General features: G+C 54.6%; 17 protein-coding genes. 6 read left to right on the top strand and 11 right to left on the bottom strand.

Annotated features, from left to right (window positions below):
• The first annotated feature begins 329 nt into the window (after window positions 1–329).
• Entirely contained in the window at window positions 330–1,409 is a 1,080-nt protein-coding gene (locus tag U2W12_RS07525; protein WP_326500054.1) for a hypothetical protein, read from the top strand.
• Window positions 1,410–1,541: 132 nt separating this feature from the next.
• Here U2W12_RS07525 and gloB read toward each other — a convergent pair whose 3' ends face one another.
• The 8 genes from gloB to U2W12_RS07485 form a co-directional block, all read right to left on the bottom strand.
• Window positions 1,542–2,306, bottom strand: coding sequence for a hydroxyacylglutathione hydrolase (gene gloB / locus U2W12_RS07520; protein ID WP_326500053.1), 765 nt, complete (start codon window positions 2,304–2,306; stop codon window positions 1,542–1,544).
• A 5-nt stretch (window positions 2,307–2,311) separates the two neighbouring features.
• Complete coding sequence (gene dxs, locus U2W12_RS07515) at window positions 2,312–4,174, bottom strand: 1-deoxy-D-xylulose-5-phosphate synthase (protein WP_326500052.1); 1,863 nt, start codon at window positions 4,172–4,174, stop codon at window positions 2,312–2,314.
• Between the two features lie 3 nt (window positions 4,175–4,177).
• Entirely contained in the window at window positions 4,178–5,833 is a 1,656-nt protein-coding gene (locus U2W12_RS07510) for a CopD family protein (protein WP_326500051.1), read from the bottom strand.
• A gap of 16 nt (window positions 5,834–5,849) precedes the next feature.
• Window positions 5,850–6,206, bottom strand: coding sequence for a copper resistance CopC family protein (locus U2W12_RS07505; protein WP_326500050.1), 357 nt, complete (start codon window positions 6,204–6,206; stop codon window positions 5,850–5,852).
• Between the two features lie 12 nt (window positions 6,207–6,218).
• Window positions 6,219–7,610: an aspartate aminotransferase family protein gene (locus U2W12_RS07500; protein WP_326500049.1), complete on the bottom strand. Its 1,392-nt coding sequence runs from the start codon at window positions 7,608–7,610 to the stop codon at window positions 6,219–6,221.
• A gap of 63 nt (window positions 7,611–7,673) precedes the next feature.
• Complete coding sequence (locus U2W12_RS07495; RefSeq protein WP_326500048.1) at window positions 7,674–8,429, bottom strand: phosphorylase; 756 nt, start codon at window positions 8,427–8,429, stop codon at window positions 7,674–7,676.
• Window positions 8,426–10,381 (bottom strand): squalene--hopene cyclase, encoded by a 1,956-nt coding sequence (shc, locus tag U2W12_RS07490; protein ID WP_326500047.1) that lies wholly within the window; start codon window positions 10,379–10,381, stop codon window positions 8,426–8,428. Before shc ends, U2W12_RS07495 begins: the two co-directional genes overlap by 4 nt.
• Before the next feature lie 9 nt (window positions 10,382–10,390).
• Window positions 10,391–11,491 carry a phytoene/squalene synthase family protein gene (locus tag U2W12_RS07485; RefSeq protein WP_326500046.1) on the bottom strand — a complete coding sequence of 367 codons (1,101 nt, stop codon included), beginning with the start codon at window positions 11,489–11,491 and terminating at the stop codon, window positions 10,391–10,393.
• Between the two features lie 466 nt (window positions 11,492–11,957).
• Between U2W12_RS07485 and hpnH the strand changes: the two genes are divergently transcribed.
• From hpnH to U2W12_RS07470, 3 genes are all read left to right on the top strand, one after another.
• Window positions 11,958–13,064: an adenosyl-hopene transferase HpnH gene (hpnH, locus tag U2W12_RS07480; RefSeq protein WP_326500045.1), complete on the top strand. Its 1,107-nt coding sequence runs from the start codon at window positions 11,958–11,960 to the stop codon at window positions 13,062–13,064.
• A 213-nt stretch (window positions 13,065–13,277) separates the two neighbouring features.
• The gene (locus U2W12_RS07475; RefSeq protein ID WP_326500084.1) at window positions 13,278–13,859 is read left to right on the top strand and encodes an ABC transporter substrate-binding protein; all 582 of its coding nucleotides are present in this window, start codon (window positions 13,278–13,280) and stop codon (window positions 13,857–13,859) included.
• Between the two features lie 4 nt (window positions 13,860–13,863).
• Window positions 13,864–14,976 carry a VacJ family lipoprotein gene (locus tag U2W12_RS07470; RefSeq protein ID WP_326500044.1) on the top strand — a complete coding sequence of 371 codons (1,113 nt, stop codon included), beginning with the start codon at window positions 13,864–13,866 and terminating at the stop codon, window positions 14,974–14,976.
• 39 nt (window positions 14,977–15,015) lie between these two features.
• Here the strand turns inward: U2W12_RS07470 and U2W12_RS07465 are convergent, their stop codons facing one another.
• The 3 genes from U2W12_RS07465 to U2W12_RS07455 all read right to left on the bottom strand — a co-directional run bounded on the left by U2W12_RS07465 (window position 15,016) and on the right by U2W12_RS07455 (window position 16,810).
• On the bottom strand, window positions 15,016–15,531 hold the full coding sequence (locus U2W12_RS07465) for an adenine phosphoribosyltransferase (RefSeq protein WP_326500043.1): 516 nt from the start codon (window positions 15,529–15,531) through the stop codon (window positions 15,016–15,018).
• Window positions 15,532–15,687: 156 nt separating this feature from the next.
• On the bottom strand, window positions 15,688–16,584 hold the full coding sequence (ispA, locus tag U2W12_RS07460) for a (2E,6E)-farnesyl diphosphate synthase (RefSeq protein ID WP_326500042.1): 897 nt from the start codon (window positions 16,582–16,584) through the stop codon (window positions 15,688–15,690).
• Entirely contained in the window at window positions 16,577–16,810 is a 234-nt protein-coding gene (locus U2W12_RS07455) for an exodeoxyribonuclease VII small subunit (protein WP_326500041.1), read from the bottom strand. Before U2W12_RS07455 ends, ispA begins: the two co-directional genes overlap by 8 nt.
• Window positions 16,811–17,012: 202 nt before the next feature.
• Here U2W12_RS07455 and creD point away from each other — a divergent pair, with 202 nt between their 5' ends.
• Both creD and U2W12_RS07445 read left to right on the top strand, forming a co-directional pair.
• Entirely contained in the window at window positions 17,013–18,413 is a 1,401-nt protein-coding gene (creD, locus tag U2W12_RS07450) for a cell envelope integrity protein CreD (RefSeq protein WP_326500040.1), read from the top strand.
• Window positions 18,406–18,918, top strand: coding sequence for a M23 family metallopeptidase (locus U2W12_RS07445; RefSeq protein WP_326500039.1), 513 nt, complete (start codon window positions 18,406–18,408; stop codon window positions 18,916–18,918). Before creD ends, U2W12_RS07445 begins: the two co-directional genes overlap by 8 nt.
• The last annotated feature ends 7 nt before the right edge of the window (window positions 18,919–18,925 follow it).

Here is an 18,925-nt window from a genome sequence, read left to right as displayed (position 1 = left end):
GGACCTACGCAAAATCCCGCTACACAGACAATTCGGGAGACTATAGATGGCCAACTCCTGAAAAAAGTCGACAAATCTTTGTTAGCAATTTCGGTGGCAAAAGATCGACGCCGTATATGCAGGCAGTACGTCCAGCGATGCCGCTAACATGCGTTTGCGGTATTATAATGATGAGGGGATGAGGATGAGCCAAAACCAAGCAAATGCATATCCATAACCGGATGGGCAAAGCCGTCGGTTAGGACGGTGCGCTTTTGACGTATATGCAGGCTCAGGTATTTAATGAGGTAGGGAATAAGGCGAGCTTTACCCGAGCATGGGTTTAGCATATGATTACTCTGATTTGCTCTTTGAATTATTATAAAAAATATAAAGGTAACTTTGATATGGCAAAAAATTTATTAGAACAGTTTCTTGATTTTGCAACAAGTAAACTGACCGGACCCATAGGCGATGATATTTACATGAAGGAAAAAGTGGAAGTGAACTCTGAATTGACCGGCGTAGCAAGATATTTGGCTAAACAAGAGCAAGCCGCACAAGCGGCTGCGGTAACGATGACCGGCGTCGCAAAATATTTGGCGAAACAAGCACAAGTCGCGCAACCGGCCGAACAGGAAAGCGCGGCTCCTATGTCGCGTGTCGATAGATATCTTGCAAGCCAAGCTGCGGCTAAACCGGCAGCAGCGAAAACGGTTGCGGAGCCTGCGGTAGCAGTTCGAGAGGCCGCGGCGCAAGAGCCTACCGCGCCTTTGTCACGCGTAGCGAGATACCTGGCGAGCCAAGCGGAGGCGAAACCCGCGGCAGCCGCAGAAGCAGCGGCCGAGCCTGTTGCGACGATTCAGGAAACTGCGGCGCCATTGTCGAGGGTGGCAAAATACCTGGCCAGCCAACAGGCGGAGTCAACACCGGCAACCGCCGAGGCAATTGCTGAAAAATCCGTAGCCGCTGCTCATGAGACTGTTGCGGAAGAGTCTGGCGCGCCGGCGTCTCGGGTAGCGAAATATCTGGCGGCGATTAGCAAAGAGTTTAAACCGAATGTAGCGGTGCAACCTGAAGTATCTGCGGCTGAATCCGAAGTAGCGCCAGCGCCGCGCTCTAGAGTGAGCAAATATCTGGAGAGCCAAAATAAAGCCGTCGCTGAGCCAGCAGGTATCGCGTCTGTTGCGCAAGTGGCAAAAGTCGAGGCACCAGTTGAAGATGAGTCCGTCGGTGGCTCTGACGACATTATACGGATAGATGACGGCAAGCAGTGCCAGGCCAGTACCGCCAAAGGAACGCAGTGCAGAAACAAGGCTAATTTGGGGCATATCCAGTTGACGGTGAATGATAAGAAGTATCAGTTCAGCGTTTGCACCCAACACAATAGCGACAGTTTCACACCTTTCGCGGATCTGCTGGAATCCTAATCCGGTTTGTTCTACGAATAAGGGGAGGGGCGGCTTTGGCCGCCCCATAAACGACTCCGGATGAGGGGATTTAAGAAATAGCTGTCAATCAATATCCCATCTACACAGCTTATTTTTTGACCGGGTTATAACCTAAAACCTATCCTTCAAACGCCGTACTTCGGCAAATATTTGCACGGGTGTAGCGTTCACCAAGCCGATCGCTTTTTGAAGCGATGGGCTGTCTTCTCTGAAAAACGGATTGGTGGCCAACTCCTCGCCAATCGTCGATGGCACGGTCGGCCGATTGTTTGCGCGTAGCGCGGCGACCCGCTGCATTCTTTCACGTAATGCCTGATTGTCTGGCTCCAAGGTTAACGCGAATCTGCCGTTGTTTTGCGTGTATTCGTGCGTGCAATAAAATTGTGTGTCGGCAGGCAATGCTTTCAAGCGTTGCAGCGAGTGCCACAGTTGTTCGGCGGTGCCTTCGAACAGGCGGCCGCAACCCATTACAAACAGGGTGTCGCCGCAGAATAGCAGGCGGTCGTCCACGAAATGAAAGACAATGTGTCCCAGCGTATGGCCGGGCGTGAACAAAACGCGGGCGCTATGTCTGCCAAGAGTTACCGTATCGCCTTCGGAAACGCCCCGGTCGATGCCGGGTATCCGATGGCGATCCGCTAACGGGGCTATCACCTGACAGCCGGTATGCTGCTGCAATTCCAAATTGCCGCCGACATGATCCCTGTGGTGATGGGTATTCAAAATACAGGCCAGCTTCCAGTCTTGGTTTGCCAACACCTCCAGCACCGGCCGCGCCTCCGCCGGATCGACCGCCGCGGTGTCCTTCGACACCGGGTCATGGATCAGGTAGATATAGTTGTCGGTCAGGACCGGTATCTGGATGATTTCGAGCATGGAGCTCAAGCGCTGAAGGCTTCGATGCTGGCCGCAATACCCTGCACGTCGAGCCCGCAGATCTCAAGCAACTGCTCGCGGGTGCCTTGTTCGATGAACGCATCGGGCAGTCCGAGATTCAGCACTGGCATCAGGATGCGCTGCGATTGCAGGAACTGATTCACCGCGCCGCCCGCGCCGCCGGATAGCACGTTTTCTTCGATTGTAACAAGCATTTCATGGCTTTCGGCCAGTTCCAGAATCAACGCTTCATCGAGCGGTTTGACGAAGCGCATGTTCGCGACCGTCGCACCGAACTGTTCGGCGACTTTCAGGGCCGGCACAACCATGCTGCCCCAGGCCAAGATCGCGATTTTTCCGCCCTGGCGGCGGATTTCGCCCTTGCCGATCGGCAACTCTGTCATCGTTTTTTGCACTTCGACGCCGGGGCCTTTTCCGCGCGGATAGCGCACCGAGGCCGGGCCTTCATGAAGGAAGCCGGTATACAGCATTTGCCGGCATTCGTTTTCGTCGGCCGGGGCCATGACCAGCATATTCGGAATGCAGCGCATGAAGCTGTAATCAAAGCTGCCGGCATGGGTCGGGCCGTCCGGCCCGACCAAACCTGCACGGTCGAGCGCAAACAACACGTCCAGATTTTGAATCGCGACATCGTGAATCAACTGATCGTAGGCGCGTTGCAGGAATGTCGAATAGATCGCAACAACCGGCTTCGCGCCCTGGCAGGCTTGTCCGGCCGCTAAGGTTACCGCGTGCTGCTCGGCTATCGCGACATCGAAATAACGCTCAGGAAAGCGTTCGGAAAACTTGACCAGACCTGAGCCTTCGCGCATCGCCGGGGTAATGCCCAAGAGACGCTCGTCCTGTTCGGCCATGTCGCAGAGCCAGTTACCGAAGACTTCGGTATAGGTAGGGTGCGGCGAGGGCGCCGATTTAGGCAGCGAATCCTTGCACGGATCGAACGCCGGTACGCCGTGATAAGCGAGAGGGTCTTTCTCGGCCGGCGCATAACCCTTGCCCTTTCTCGTCACGATGTGCAACAAGCGAGGGCCGGGCATCGCCTTCAGGTTTTCAAGCGTCGGCACCAGAGTATCTAAATCGTGACCATCGATCGGTCCGATATAATTGAAGCCGAGTTCCTCGAACAGCGTCCCTGGCACCACCATGCCTTTAATGTGCGATTCGGTGCGGCGCGCGAGTTCCCAGACGCTCGGCATGTTGCTGAGCACTTTCTTGCTTTCTTCCCAGGCGGAGACATAGAGCCGGCTGGATAATATCTTCGCCAGATATTTGTTCATCGCGCCGACATTCGGCGAGATCGACATCTCATTGTCGTTCAGAATCACCAACAGATTCGCGTCGAGCGCGCCGGCATGATTCATTGCTTCATACGCCATGCCACCGGTGATGCTGCCGTCGCCGATGATCGCGACCATCTGTTTGTTCTCGCCTTTCCGCGCAGAGGCGATTGCCATGCCGAGCGCTGCGCTGATCGATGTGCTCGAATGGCCGACGCCGAATGCGTCGTATTCACTCTCCGCGCGTGACGGAAATGCCGCAATGCCCCCTAGCGTGCGGATCGTGGTCATGCGTCCTTTGCGGCCGGTCAGAATCTTGTGCGGATAGGCCTGATGGCCGACATCCCAAACCAACTGATCTTCGGGGGTGTTGAACACATAGTGTAGAGCGACGGTCAACTCGACCGTACCCAGACCGGCCGAGAAATGGCCACCGGAGACGCTGACCGTATGGGTCAGATAATCACGCAGTTCTTTCGCAAGCGGCTTCAGTTGGTCCTTGCTGAGTTTGCGCAGGTCCGCGGGCAGATTGATCTGATCGAGCAACGGGAATTCGGTGTTGAGTTTCATAATTTAGTATAGGGGTTCGCGGTAGAACATCAAAATAAGCCCCATTTGAAACAGAGCCGCAACGGAAATAAAACCGGCAATGTCCTTGCCGGGCTTGTCGAGTTTCAATTCGAGCCAACGGCCGGAGGCCAGAATCAGAGCGAAAATGCCCATCGTGGTGTGCCCGACCTGAATCAAAAAAGCGCTCTTGGCCTGAAAGCCAATATGCGAATGCGTCAGCAGCATCAGGCCGCCGAATGCCGCCAGCACCGGGAATACCAGAGGCAGGCGTGCGTTTTCCTGAACCTGCATGCGCGCTCTGATTTCGATTACGCCGAGCACGAAGACTAACAACGTCGCGATCCGGTGCTGCAAGACTTCACCGTTATTGAAAGTGCTTTCCCAGAAACCGATCGGCCCCAGCGGCCATGTTTCCGCATCGCTGCGGAAAAACAGAAAGATGCCGAGCAATACGAAACCGATCGGCCAGAATTTGATCAATGCAAAAAAACGGTCGAGGAAAGCGGCCGGCGATTTCAGATAGGACAGCATGGCAAAGACGCTCATCACAGTTAGAAAAATGCCGGCGATGTTGTGGTTATAGTTCGACCATTCGGTTGCGGCGATCGAGGGCACCTGGCCAATGATCGCGACGCGGCCGGCTTCGCCCGCGATCAGTGCGGTATGGGTCGGCGAGGTGGTTTGCGGGATCTGCGGATGAAAGGTGTTCAACACTTCCTGCCAGGTTGCGGTCAAGTTCGGAATGTCGATCGCCGGCGGTTGCGAGGCGAGAGAGGCCGCGGTAAACAGCAGCGTGATCAAGATGAAGGTTTCGGCTTCGATATAATAGGGTACACTGCGGGTCAGGCGGGTCGCATCGCCGCTGATGCCGTAGGCGAGCACCGCGCTGCGGTTCAGCCAGGCGAATCCCAGCGCCAGCGACAGCAGCACGATCTTGACCAGCAACAGGTTACCGTAACCGGTGCCGATCAGTCCGTTCCAGGTTGTGATGTATTGCAGCGCGATCGGGGTACCCGAGATCAGCAGCAAGCTGACCGAGGCGATGCCGAAGATCGAAAAGCGCTTCAGCAAAAACGGCCACAAATTGGCCTGAATCTGCTTGCGGTATTTCAGCAGCCAGACATTCACCAGCTGCAAGACACCGCCGATCCAGGCCGCGGCGGCCAGTTGGTGCGCGACGGTCAGCGTCATCAGCATCGCTTTATTATCGAAGCGTCCGGCCGCATGCACGAGCCAGGCGCCGGAAATGATCATCGGCAAGGCGACGACGTTCGCGGTGATCCAGTGTGTCTTCGAGTCGGCATGCTGATGCAATACCTGCCGGCAATAGCAGGCCAGCGCCAAGGCCAGCACGGTGCGAACCACGCCGCCGATGAATTGCGTGGTCTCGGCAAACTCCGGAAACGGCCAGCGTTCGAGCACGGCGGTCATCAGCCAGATTTTCAGGATGATCTTGAAAAGCTGGGCGCCCGCCAGATAAAAGCCGCCTTTGTATAACAAGGTGGTCGTTCTGTGCAGCAGCGCCGCATTGTATCCGTGTTGCTGTTCCCAGGGACGCAAAACAAAAAGTCCCCAGAACAGGCTACCGATCGTGAGACAAAAACAAATGAGATCGAAACCGCCAATCAGGGAGTCGAGAAAGTCCGCTATACCCGCCATAAAATCAAAAACTTAATTATTGTGCTACAGAAAAATGGATCACGTCTTCGGTCAAATGGCCGTCGGCGGCAAAGACCTTGAACTTGATCGCGTAATCGCCGGGCGTTAACGCCGGCACTTCGACGATGAGCTGGCCTTGTTTCTCGCCGGCACCGATCTTCAGCATGTCGTGCTTATCGCCTTTGCTGACCAGAAAGACCTGCGACAAGCCGATCTCGACTTGCGAGTTGAAGGTCATTACGACCTTGTCAGGCTGATTCGCGCGGATCGGCTGCATTTTCAGCGAATAGTCGGTCACCACTGCATGCGCGGCGGCCGGATGGGCCTGCGTCAACGTCAGGGTTATTAAACACAATTTTAATAATGTTTTCATCATTCAATTCACTCAGTTTCCGGTTTTGCCTTTTAGCGCATGGCTGGCAAGATTTTTGCCCAAGTCCCAGATTGCGCCGGAGATTTGATGGGTGTCGGAGATCGTCTTGTCGAAGGAAGTAATGATATGGTCGCGGTCTTTCTGAGTTAGGTTCAACGGCGGCAGCAGCTTGACCACGTTCATGCCGTGGCCGGCCACCTGGGTCAGAATCCGGTGCTCCTTGAACAGCGGGATCGTGATCATTTGGCAGAACAGGCCCTTGTTGGCCGCTTCGAGCATCGCCCAGGCCGCCTTCAGGGTCAGGCTTTTCGGGGTATGGAATTCGATCGCGATCATCATGCCCTTGCCGCGTGCCTCCTTCAGGAACTCATATTTCGAGGCCATCGTATTCAAGGTGGCGATGATCTCGTCGCCGACTTTCGCGCTGTTTTCGACCAGTTTTTCTTCCCGCATTACATGCAGGGTCGCAAGGCCCGCGGACATCGCCATGTTGTTCTTTGAGAAGGTCGAGCCGTGCACGACCGCACGGTCCATCCGGTTATAGACGCTGTCCATGATCTTGGCGGTCATCGCGACGCCGCCGACCGGCACGAAACCGCCGGACAGGGCCTTCGCCATGCAGATCATGTCCGGCTTCACGTTCCAGTGTTCGATCGCCCAGAACTTGCCGGTCCGGCCGAGTCCGGTCTGTACTTCGTCGGCGACGAACAGGGTGCCGTATTTTTTGCAGAGTTTTTCGACTTCGGGCAGGTAATCGTCGTCCGGGAGGTTTACGCCCTTGCCCTGGATCGGCTCGACGATGAAGGCGGCGACGTCCTTGTTGCTCAAGGCTTTTTCGAGCGCGACAAGATCGTTGAACGGCACCGCGCTGCAGCCCGGCAACAGCGGGCCGAAGCCTTCGCGGAAAATCGGTTCACCGTTCAGCGACAGGGAACCCATCGTCAGGCCGTGATAAGCATGCTCGCAGAACACGATCTTTTCGCGCTTGGTCGTGTAGCGGGCGAATTTGATCGCCGCCTCGACCGCTTCGGTGCCGGAGTTGCAGAAGAACATCTTGGTCAGATTGTCCGGCGTGGTCTTCAGGGTTTCCTGCGCCAACAGGCCGCTCAGCACCGATACGTCCAATTGCACCAGATTCGGCAATTCCAGGGTCAGGGTTTCATGCAGGGCGCTGATCACGGTCGGATGATTGCGGCCGATCGCGAAGACGCCAAAGCCGCTCAACAGGTCCAAATATTCGTTACCCTGTTGATCGTAAAGATATTGGCCGACTGCGCGCTGGTAGTGGCGGTCATAGCCGATCGTTTTCAATACGCGAACCATCTGATTGTTTAGAAACTGTTCGTGCAGATCGAATTTGTCGGTGCTGTGTTGAGCAAAAAGCTCGGCGATACTGAATGACATATATGAACGGTCTTTCGTGGTTAATTATTTGGGTGGGCAAAAAACTTTCAAAAAATGCGCCGGTCAAGAGGCTTGCCGACTGGCAGGTGGACAATTGAACTCAGCGATCGAATCGAGCAGGCCGGCGGCCTGTTTCAAGGTGCGTTTGGCCCTGCTGAAATAGATGCCGAGTTTTATCAGGCCCGGCAGTTGTGCAGGATGTCGAGTCAGATAGCCTAATAATTTGCCGATGGCGACTTCGCCGTCGGTGTTGGTCGCATACACTACCGCTTGCGGCAGTCCCATGTCGGCCGGGTCGGCAATCGCGCGTATCGCGAGAAAAGGCAGTCCGTGTTTTTGGGCAACCTTCGCGGCCGAACAGCTTTCCATGTCCAGCGCCAGTGCGCCTGTTAACGAATGCAGCAGTGGTTTTGTTTCGCTCGAAGCCACGACATGGGTACTTTCGGTCAAAAGACCGACATGTAAAACGGCTTGTCCCCGGCTGTCGGTAAATGCGCCTGCCAGCACAGATCGGGCGTGGTCGAGCCAGTCGGCGCTGACCGTAATTTCTTCGTTGTCGGCAGCGAGCAGACACTCGGCCAGCGCCAGATCTCCCGGTTTCACCGACGGCTCCAATGCGGCGGCACAGCCCCAGCTAATTATTTGGGTTGCGCCTTTCGCAATCAGCAGTTCGGCTGCTGCGGCCGCGTTGGCTGGTCCCATGCCCGCGCAGGCAACCAGAATCTTGTCACCGATTAAAACGCAATGACCTTTGCCTATGCGTTTGGATGTCAGCGTGACAAGTTCTTCGGGCAACGCGACAACGATACCGGTAATCACTGTTTCGCTAACTCGTTGCGGTAACGCGCCAGCGCCCAGAGTGGGAAGAACTTGTCATAACCGTGATATTTCAGATAGAACACGCGCGGAAACCCGGGGGCGGTGAAGCATTTGTCGTTCCAGAAGCCGTCGGCTTGCTGCTTACGGAGGATGAAGTCGATGCCGGCTTTGACTTCCGGGCTTTCCACTTCGCCGGCGGCGATCAGCGCGAGTACTGCCCAGGCGGTCTGAAACGCGGTGCTAAAACGGTATTTCCCGCTGAAGCTGGTGTCGTGGTAGCTGAAGTTGTCTTCGCCCCAGCCTCCGTCTTCGCGTTGGACGCTCTTTAGCCATTTTACCGCTTTCCGGTACATCGGGTCATCTTTCGGCAGGCCGGTCTGTTCCAGGCCCAAAAGCACCGACCAGGTGCCATAAATATAGTTGGTGCCCCAACGGCCGAACCAAGAACCGTCGGTTTCCTGTTCGTTGCGCAGATACGCGATCGTGCGATCAAGCGCCGGCAGGTAGTTCTTGTGCTCCCTTGCGACTTTAGCCATCAGCATCGCACAGCGCGCGCTGACATCGGCGGTCGGAGGGTCCAGCAGGGCGCCGTGATCGGCGAAAGGAATCTCATTCAAATAATAATGGGTATTATCGACATCGAAAGCGCCGTAGCCGCCGTTTTTCGACTGCATGCCTTCAATCCAGCGGGTCGCGCGCTGCACAGGTTCTTCCATGCCGGGCAGATCGGAATCAGCCATCGCAAAGGCGACGACCGCGGTATCGTCAACGTCAGGATAATACGGGTTATTGAACTGGAAAGCCCAGCCTCCACCCGGCAAGTTCGGTCTCGAAACCCGCCAGTCGCCTGGCTCATCCTTCAATTGCTTGCTTTTGAGCCAGGCATAGGCTTTCGTCAGGCTGTTCCGGTTGCCGACCCGATCCGCTTCCTGCAGTGCGAGTGACGCCAAACCGGTATCCCAGACCGGCGACAGACAAGCCTGGCAATAGGCGTCGTCTTCATTGATCACCAGCAGTTTGTCGATCGATTGGCGGGCAATCACGACATTCGGGTGATCTTCGGGCATGCCGAGCAGCAGCATCGATTCATAGGCGTTAACCATCGCCGGGAAAATGCCGCCGAGACCGTCTTCGCCGTTCAGACGCTCGGTGAACCAAGCCAGCGCTTTTTCGATCGCGCGGTCATGCATCTTTTTCGGAATCAAAGGCGCAGTCAGGCGGCCCAATTTATCCAGGCCCAGGAATATCTTGTTCAGCAGAGTTCTTTCCGGGAAATAATGCCGTTCCTCGTCGGGATGCACGGTGAACAATTCGAGAACGCTGATTTTGTGCGGGTTCTTGGCCTTCGCCTGCATGCTGCACAGAATGAACAACGGCACCATCACGGTTCGGGACCAGTACGAGACTTTGTCCAGATGGAAAGGAAACCATTTCGGGAACAACATGATTTCGACCGGGATATAAGGCACGCCGCGCCATGGCAACTGCTCGAAGGTCGCCAGTGCGATGCGGGTGAACACATTCGCTTTCGCGGCGCCGCCCCGGCTCAAAATCCACGCGCGCAAACGCTGCATGTGCAGCGCGTCGATGTCGTCGCCGGCCATTTTCAGCGCGTAATAGACCTTGACGCTACAGCTGATATCGCCCGGGCCGCCGGTAAACAGCGGATAGCTGCCGTCTTCGGATTGGCGTGAGCGCAGATACTTAGCAAGCTTGTTTTGCAGCGTCGTATCAATGTCGTCGACGAAATGCATCATCATGATGTATTCGGCCGGAATCGTGCAGTCGCATTCCAGTTCGAAGACCCAGAAACCGGTAGGGTCTTGTAGTTTGATCAGGCTGTCCTGCGCTTTTTTGATCGCTCGATCGAGATCGTAGGCATGAGACTGTATCGGTGTCGATGAACTAGGAGCAGCGCCGGTATTTATCTGTGTGGCAGCATCGGTAAACATGGAGTGTCCTTAATGATTTATTTGAGCCAATAAGTTAGGTTCGGTGTATTGCCATTCGGGCGTTTTGAGTTCTCGCCCGGCGATATGGAAAAGCAGGCCGAGCAGCAGGTTGCTGCGTACGGTCAGCTTGGTCGCGAAAATCGTCGCCTTTACGCTTTTCCGGGAAATCTTGACTTGCTCTGAGCGGTTGAAATCGAGATGGTGTTTGATCTTTTTCAGTGTTAGCACTGCCATGCCGAGGGCCCACAGGCAGAAATTTCGGAGGCCCGTTTCGTGCGTCGGCAGCAGTTGAGTGTAACGCAAGGCATTGTGCAAATGGCCGTGTGCGATGCCGATTAGGTGCGTCAAACCTTGTTTATAATTCGGGTCGTTCGCATCGAGCGCCAGTTTTTTCAGATCGAAGCCGGCTTCGCGGAAAATATCCTGCGGCAGCCAGCAGACGCCGCGTTCGGCATCGTCCCAAATATCTTTCAAAATATTGGTCATTTGCAGGCCCTGGCCAAAAGAGACCGACAAGCGCAGAAGCTCTTCCTTGTGCTCTGAGATTGCCGGCGAGTAATGGCAAAAGAGTTTGGCCAGCATTTCGCCGACGCAGCCGGCGACGTAATAACAGTATTTGTCGAGGTCCGCGAGCGTGGCCAGACCATGGTGCAGATTTTGCGCCTGGAACGCGGACATGCCTTCGGCCATCGTCGCGACGCAGTCGGCCAGCGCATTGATCTGTTCGGGTTCGAACGAATGCGTGATCTCGATCACCCGCGGCAACACATGGATCAAGGTGTGTTCGGAGGGCAGCGTTTTATCCGACAACAACGGCGCCAATTCGGCAGCGAATGGCTCGGAGTTGATCCCGGTTTTGACCACGTCGATGAACTCGGAACAAAAATAATTTTTTTGCTCCGGCGTCAGCGACACTTCGTCTTCGATCGTATCGACGATGCGGCACAACAAATAAGCATTCGCGACCGGTCCGTACAGAGTTTTCGGCAGCTGCGGAATGGTCAATGCAAACGTTCTGGACACACCTTTAAGCAGTTCCGTTTGAAAGGCGTCGTCAGGCAGTTTGCTTAGTGATTTAGGGTCGTTCAAAAAATCTCGATCTTTATTCATAAGCGGTAATCCATTGGCCTGTTGAATGGGTGCTTCTATTATTCATTAGCGGCAATGATAGCCTGTTTGTTGGTAATTTGCAAAGTAATGTTGTTTTGTTGCCAACGAGTTTGCTTTGGTATTCATTTGTTGTTTAAATATGTATTAAAAACAACATCTTATTATTATTGTAGGGGGCGGGGTGATCATGCTTTTGGTGACGACTTCGTCGCGGAATTTAGATGTTTTGTTGTTAATACTGGAGTCGGTTGAAAAAAAAGAGTATTCTTATCACCAAAATGAAACAGACGCTCGCTGAAATCGTCCGCTTTTTTGGGTTATTTTACTTGGATTGGGGCGGATGGGTTGGTGCAATGATCGGTGTGTTGTTTTATAACAACAGCCGGGTATTGAGTCGGCGTCGGTTTTAGGATGGCGGGTCGGATGGATTCGCAATTTTTTTGAAATTTATGTGGAGGGTTTGCTCGTGGGAGTTCCATTACGTCAACAGTTTACCGTAGGTAGTTATCTGCTCAAGCAAAAAATCAAAGGCGTGAAAAAATATCCCTTGGTGTTGATGCTGGAGCCGCTGTTCCGTTGCAATCTAGCCTGCGCGGGATGCGGTAAGATCGATTATCCCGATGAAATTCTCGACAAACGCCTTTCTTACGAAGAATGCATGCAGGCGGTGGATGAATGCAACGCGCCGATGGTGTCGATTCCGGGCGGCGAGCCTTTGATTCATAAGGAAATGCCGAAAATTATCGAAGGCATCATCGCGCGCAAGAAATATGTCTATCTGTGTACGAATGCGTTACTGTTGAAAAAACGGATCGACGATTATAAGCCGTCTCCCTATCTGACTTTTTCGGTGCATTTGGACGGTCTACGCGAGCGTCACGATGCATCGGTGTGCCAGGACGGGGTATTCGACCGCGCGGTCGAAGCGATCCAGTTGGCGCTCAGTAAGGGTTTCCGAGTCACCGTCAATTGCACGTTGTTTCAGGGCGAACAAGATCATGAGGTTGCCGAGTTTCTCGATTATGTGACGGAATTGGGCGTCGAAGGAGTTACGATTGCGCCGGGCTTCAGTTATGAGCGCGCGCCGAAACAGGACGTGTTCATCAAAGGCAGGGAAGTCAAGGAATTGTTCCGCGGCATTTTCCGGATAGGCAAGGAGAAAAAACGCAAATGGAAATTGAACCATTCGGCGCTGTATCTGGATTATCTCGCCGGCAACCAAAGCTACAACTGCACTCCGTGGGGCAATCCGACCCGCAATGTGTTCGGTTGGCAAAAGCCTTGCTACCTATTAGCCGACGAAGGCAATGCGTCCAGCTTCAAGGAATTGATCGAAACGACTCCGTGGGAGAAATACGGTACGGTCAATAATCCGAAGTGCGCGAACTGCATGGCGCATTGCGGCTACGAAGCGACCGCGGTCGAAGACATGCTGAAAAATCCGATCAAGGGAATTTTGACTGCTATCAAAGGTCCTAGAACTAGTGGCGATATGGTGCCCGAGATCGCGCCGGTTTATGCGGAAGTAAAATCGCAGCCTACTTTTTCAGGCATTCCTATTAGAGTGGAATAAGTCGAAGTCTATTTGACTCGGTTCGCCTGCGGGTGCCTAGCGGGTTAAAAAGCCGCGGGGAATAGAAAGTCCTTCGCTCAATCATTCGAAGAGTGGTTGATCGGGGCGGCGCGGCGTTGCGCCCCCCTGTGGTCCGTGGTAAAGCGTTTAAATTATTTGAAGATTCGAGATTTGATGATGGTGGCAAAACAATCAAAATGGTTGGCGATACTGATGTTGGCGCTGCTGGCGCCGGTTACTGCATTCGCCGGAGCGTCAGGCGGCATGAGCGCGAGGGCGGTCGTCGAAAAATTTCAGGCCGAACTGATCGATGTGATGAAAAACGGCAAAACGCTCGGATATGCAGGCAGATATGATAAACTGGTGAATCCGGTATCTGAGAGTCACGATCTGGTCAAGATCGCTCGCGTGGTGGTCGGCAAGGAATGGGAGAAATTGACTAGCGAGCAGCAGGACAAACTGGTCGATGTGTTCAGCAAATTGAGCGTCGCGTCCTATGCGCATAATTTTAAGGAGTACGGCGGCGAGTCGTTCGTTTTCGAATCCGAAGAGCAAACGACGCGCGGTGGCCTTGTGGTGCATTATCTTTTCAAGGTGCCGGATGAAAAGTCGCATAAATTCGACTATTGGCTGAAAGAAAAAGGCGACAGCTGGCGTATCATCAATATCATTGCCGACGGCGTCAGCGATCTGGCCTTGAGAAGATCGGAGTACACCACCATACTACAACGAGAAGGATTCGACGCTTTAATCGCGAAGATCAACGAAAAGATAGACAATTATTCAAAGTTATAATCCCATGGTCATCAACAAAGCTTGTGGCGGCGCTTGCCCCGGTAAACCTTTTCATACTTTTACCGCGCCATTCGTATTGGGCGCCGTCCTGGCTTTGAGCGGTTGCGCCTCGACCGGCGAAAAGGCTACAACTGCGTCCGCCCCGTCCAACACTGTCGATCCTTATGAAAATATCAACCGCAAGGTCTTTGCGTTTAACGACAAGGTTGATAATTATGTCGCAGAGCCGATCGCAGACGCGTATAAATGGGTCACCCCGCAATTCATGCAGACCGGCGTTTCGAATTTTTTCACCAACTTGAAAAACATCAATGTCGTGCTGAATGATCTGTTGCAGGCGAAGTTTCAGCAAAGCGCCCAGGATACAGGCCGCTTCTTGATCAATACGACCGCTGGTGTTGGTGGCTTGTTCGATGTCGCCAAACATGCGGGGCTCGAGCAAAACGACGAAGACTTCGAACAAACTCTGGCAGTTTGGGGTGTACCGCAAGGGTCTTACCTGGTGATCCCTTTCCTCGGTCCATCGACCGCGCGCGGCATTCCGGGGTCGGTGTTCGATACCGCGGCGAACCCTGCGACCTATGTCGGCTTGCCGGTGCAGTTGGTGTCGATGCTGAATTCGCGCGCGAATGCGGAAGGCGCGCTTAAATTCATTGATGAGGCGGCGCTCGATCCTTATGTGTTTACCCGGGAATCATTCCTGCAATGGCGGCAGAATCTGGCGACAGACGGCAAGTCGGAGGCGACGAACGATTTAGCCGATTTCGAAGACGATTTGCTGGATGATGCGACAAAGTCTACCGATGCCGCGAAACCGCAGTCGGGCATTAAGCCGGCAGCGGCGAAGGAACTTTCGGAAGCAGGCGCAAGCAAGACCGCGCCTGAGGTTCACGGTGCGGTCAATGCTGAACCTCCGGTTCAGCGCGCCACAGCCGAACCGGTTAAAACCGCTTCCGTGTCTCCGGCTCCGGATGTCGCCGCTCCAATAGTTCAGGGTAGCGGCAGCGTTGAAAACGAGGCGTTCCGCGATGCGAAAAGAAAGTATGAATTGGCCCGCTTCGAATATCAGCAATTGAAAGTGGAAGAGGCCAGGAGAAAATCGCGCAAAGCGAAGTAATCTTAATTTTACGCGCGGGAGCCGCGCCGACCCCGCCGTTTAGAAATGCAGAAGGCTGTGCACATGATAGCCCTCCAGTCTTTCCCGGCCGTTCAAAAAATCCAGCTCCACGACGAAAGCGCAAGCGACGACCTTGGCGCCAAGCTTTTCGATCAGTTCACAACTGGCTCTGGCGGTGCCGCCGGTCGCCAATAAATCATCGATCAATAATACCTTGTCATGCGGTTCGAACGCGTCAATATGCGCTTCGAGCGCAGCAGAACCATATTCCAGATCATACGAAACGGTTTGTACGTCATAAGGCAACTTGCCGGGTTTTCTGAGCGGAATGAACGGCAAGCCCATTTCCCAGGCCACCAGCGATCCGAAAATAAATCCGCGCGCTTCCATACCGGCAATCGCGCTGATTTCGCTGCCCAAAAATGGCTGCATCAATTGATGCACCGACAATTTCAGCGCGGCCGGGTCTTTGACCAGCGGAGTGATGTCTTTGAAGAGGATGCCGGGTTTCGGAAAATCAGGGATGTCGCGGATTTTGTGTATTAAGCGGTCCATGGTTTGGTTTTTGGATGAATGGGAAGGGTTCGGGGCAAAATGCGTCGATGTTTTTCCGAATGAATCAACGCGAGCCGGCGGCGATCAGCCGCCGGAAGGCGTATGCAGGCTGACTTTGATTATCCGAATTGATTTTCCCAGTCAGCCGGTGCGAAATCAATGGTCTCTCTCGATGATATAGAGAGACAGGTCGCGGAGCAGGTTGGCTTCGCTGTCGAAGATGCTCAGGCAATCGAGCGCTTTTTCATGCAGTTCCTGGGCTTTTTGCTTCGCTCCGGCGAGTCCCAGCAAGGCCGGATAAGTCGGTTTGTCGTTGTCCTTGTCCTTGCCCTGGGTCTTGCCGAGCGTCGCAGTGTCGCTTTCTTCGTCGAGGATGTCGTCCTTGACCTGGAACGACAGACCGATACATTTGGCATATTGATCGAGTTTGGCCGCAACCGAGGTATCGACATCGGCTCTGGCCAAAGTTGCGAGATTCACGCTCGCGCGGATCAAGGCGCCGGTCTTGTGAATGTGCATGTTTTCGAGTTCGGGCAGATTCAGTTTCGTGCCGACCGAGGCCAGATCGATCGCCTGACCGCCGACCATGCCCAGCGATCCGCTGGCCCGGGCCAGTGTCGTAATCATCCTGATCCGGTTTTCAGGGCTCGCTTTGATCGTTGGGTCGTGCGCCAAGACCTCAAATGCGAGCGCCTGCAGCGCGTCGCCGGTCAAGATCGCGGTCGCTTCGTCGAATGCTTTATGGCAGGTTGGTTTACCGCGGCGCAAATCATCGTCGTCCATTGCCGGCAGGTCGTCGTGGATCAATGAATAGACATGGATGAATTCGACCGCGCAGGACGGACCGTCCAGTTCTTCCGGCGCGATGCCGAGTGTCTTGCCGGTGCAGTAGGTCAGCAAGGGGCGCATCCGTTTGCCGCCGTCCAGCACGCAGTAACGCATCGCCTGGTGCAGTTTTTGCGGTAGGATGTTGTCGCTCGGCAGGCGCGCTTCCAGCGCCCGTTCGACACGGTTTTGGCAGAGGCTCAGGTATTCTTTTAACGCATTACTCATCAGTAAAAGGCTCCAGGGATGGTGTGCCGTTTTTTTCCAATAAAATCTGAACTTTCTGTTCGGCCTCCTGTAAGGCCTGTTGACAGGTGCGGGTCAGAAAAACGCCGCGTTCAAACGACTTCAGCGACTCTTCCAGAGAAATGTCGCCCTGTTCCAGCTGGTTAACCAGCGCTTCAAGTTCGGCGAGCGAGTCTTCGAACAACGTCGGACTTTTCTTTTTCGGCATCGGGAAAAACGGCTTTAAAAAATCGATAAATAAACGTCCCATTATATACGAAAGCGGCCGTGATTCGCTCTGAACTTGCGAGTCTTCCGGCTCTGCACAAAAACTGCACAAACAATCGCCGAATTTTCAAATCACCGCTGCGTTATCTGCAAGGCGTTCGGATAAATTTTGTCATGACGATCAACCATAGGAGTCATCCATCATGAAAAACAATTTTTATCTGAAACTGGGCGTTATTTTCGGCTTGATACTGTTGCTGTTGATTCCGCGCGCCTATATCGGCGGCGTGGTTTATGAGCGGCAAGGCTGGCGGCAGCAGGCCTACGATAGCATCGGACAAAGCTGGCCCGGCGCACAGACGCTGGCGGGGCCAATACTGGTGCTGCCTTATGTGCTGACCTATCACACCAGGGAAAAAATCATCGATGGCAACCAAAAAGAGAAAGAAATCGTGAAGGAGGCGACACTGTCCGATGCGCTCTATCTGATTCCGGAGCAGTTGCATGTCATCAGCGAGTTGACTAGCTCCGAACGCTACCGCGGGATTTACCAGGTGCCGGTCTATCAGAACCAGGTCGAGGTTGCGGGCAAGTTCAACACGCAGCCGGTCCTGGATTTGCTGGCCCGGAACAAGGACAACGCGATTCGCTTCGACAAGCCGCAGCTGAGCGTTCTGGTGCGCGATCAGCGCGGCGTGGTGGCTCCTTCGGCATTGACCTGGGGGCAGTCCAGTCTGCCGTTCAAGCCGGGCGGCAATCTGCATGATGCGGCGGCCGGCATGCATGCGGTCTTGCCCGCTCTGAAGCTGGAGCCCGCCGCAGCGAGTCTGCCGTTTGCGTTCAAAATGGAACTTCGGGGCATGCGCGCGATGAATTTTGCCTTGCTCGCGGAAGCGTTCGAGGTGAGTCTGAAGGCGAACTGGCCGCATCCGAGCTTCACCGGCCAGTTGCTGCCGGAGACGCGCGAGATCGGCAAGGACGGCTTCAGCGCGATCTGGCGCGCCTCGTCTTTTTCATACAATGTCAGCGGCGCCCTGGATACCTGCCGGAAAGGCAATTGCCTGGCCTTGCTCGATGCGGCGGTCGGCTTCGATTTGCTGAAGCCGGTCGATGTCTATCAGGAATCCGAACGCAGCATCAAATACGCGGAGCTGTTCGTGGTGCTGACCTTCGTCGTGTTGATCCTGTTCGAACTGTTGAAAAAATTGCGCGTGCACCCGGTGCAGTATGCGCTGGTCGGCACCGCGCTGCTGATGTTCTATCTGCTGCTGATCGCGCTGTCCGAGCATATCCGGTTTTTCTATGCTTATCTGATCGGCGCGCTCTCCTGTACCGCCTTGTTGACCTGTTATTTCGGCGCGATACTGCGTAGCCGCAGATTCGGTCTCTTGCTGGGTTCGGGCCTGTCGCTGCTGTATGCGGTGCTCTATGTGATCCTGCAGGCGGAAGATTATGCGATGCTGATGGGCAGCCTGTTGTTGTTCGGCGTGCTGGCCGGTTTGATGTTGGCGACGCGGCATCTCGACTGGTATCTGTTGACCGGACAGGGCGATGCGGACGCAACGGCGCAGTTGGCATCAGAAAAGGAGACGGCGCATGCGTAAAATCGGCAAGTTCGCGCTATTGTTGACCATCGTGGCTCTCGGTTTTGTTTTGCCGGAAACCCACCGGATTCCGGTGGCGGACGCAAGGCCCGCCGACTGGAATCCGCATGCCTTCTGGCATTATCCCTGGGGGCGCTCGATCGTGCACAAAGGCATCGATATTTTTGCTAAAGCAGGCGCGCCGGTGCTCGCGGCGACCGGCGGGGTGACGCTGTATGCGGGCGATTTGCCGCGCGGCGGCCGTGTGGCCTTGCTGCTCGGTGCCAAATGGCGGCTGCATTATTACGCGCATTTGCAGAGAGTCGACGTGCGCGCCTTCGAGATCGTGCGCTCAGGCGAGGTGATCGGCGCGGTCGACACCAGCGGCAACGCGCGTGGCAAGCCGCCGCATCTGCATTACTCAATCATGAGCCTGCTGCCTAAGCCTTCGAACTATGGTTTCGGAATGCCGAGCGGATGGCTTAGAATGTTCTATATTGATCCGCATGTTTATTTGACTGCTTAGGACGCCT

The sequence above is a fragment of the Methylomicrobium sp. Wu6 genome (genome assembly GCF_035916875.1).
Taxonomy (GTDB): domain Bacteria; phylum Pseudomonadota; class Gammaproteobacteria; order Methylococcales; family Methylomonadaceae; genus Methylomicrobium.
Note: the sequence above shows the minus strand (reverse complement) of the source record. Positions and strands in the feature narration are given on the sequence as shown.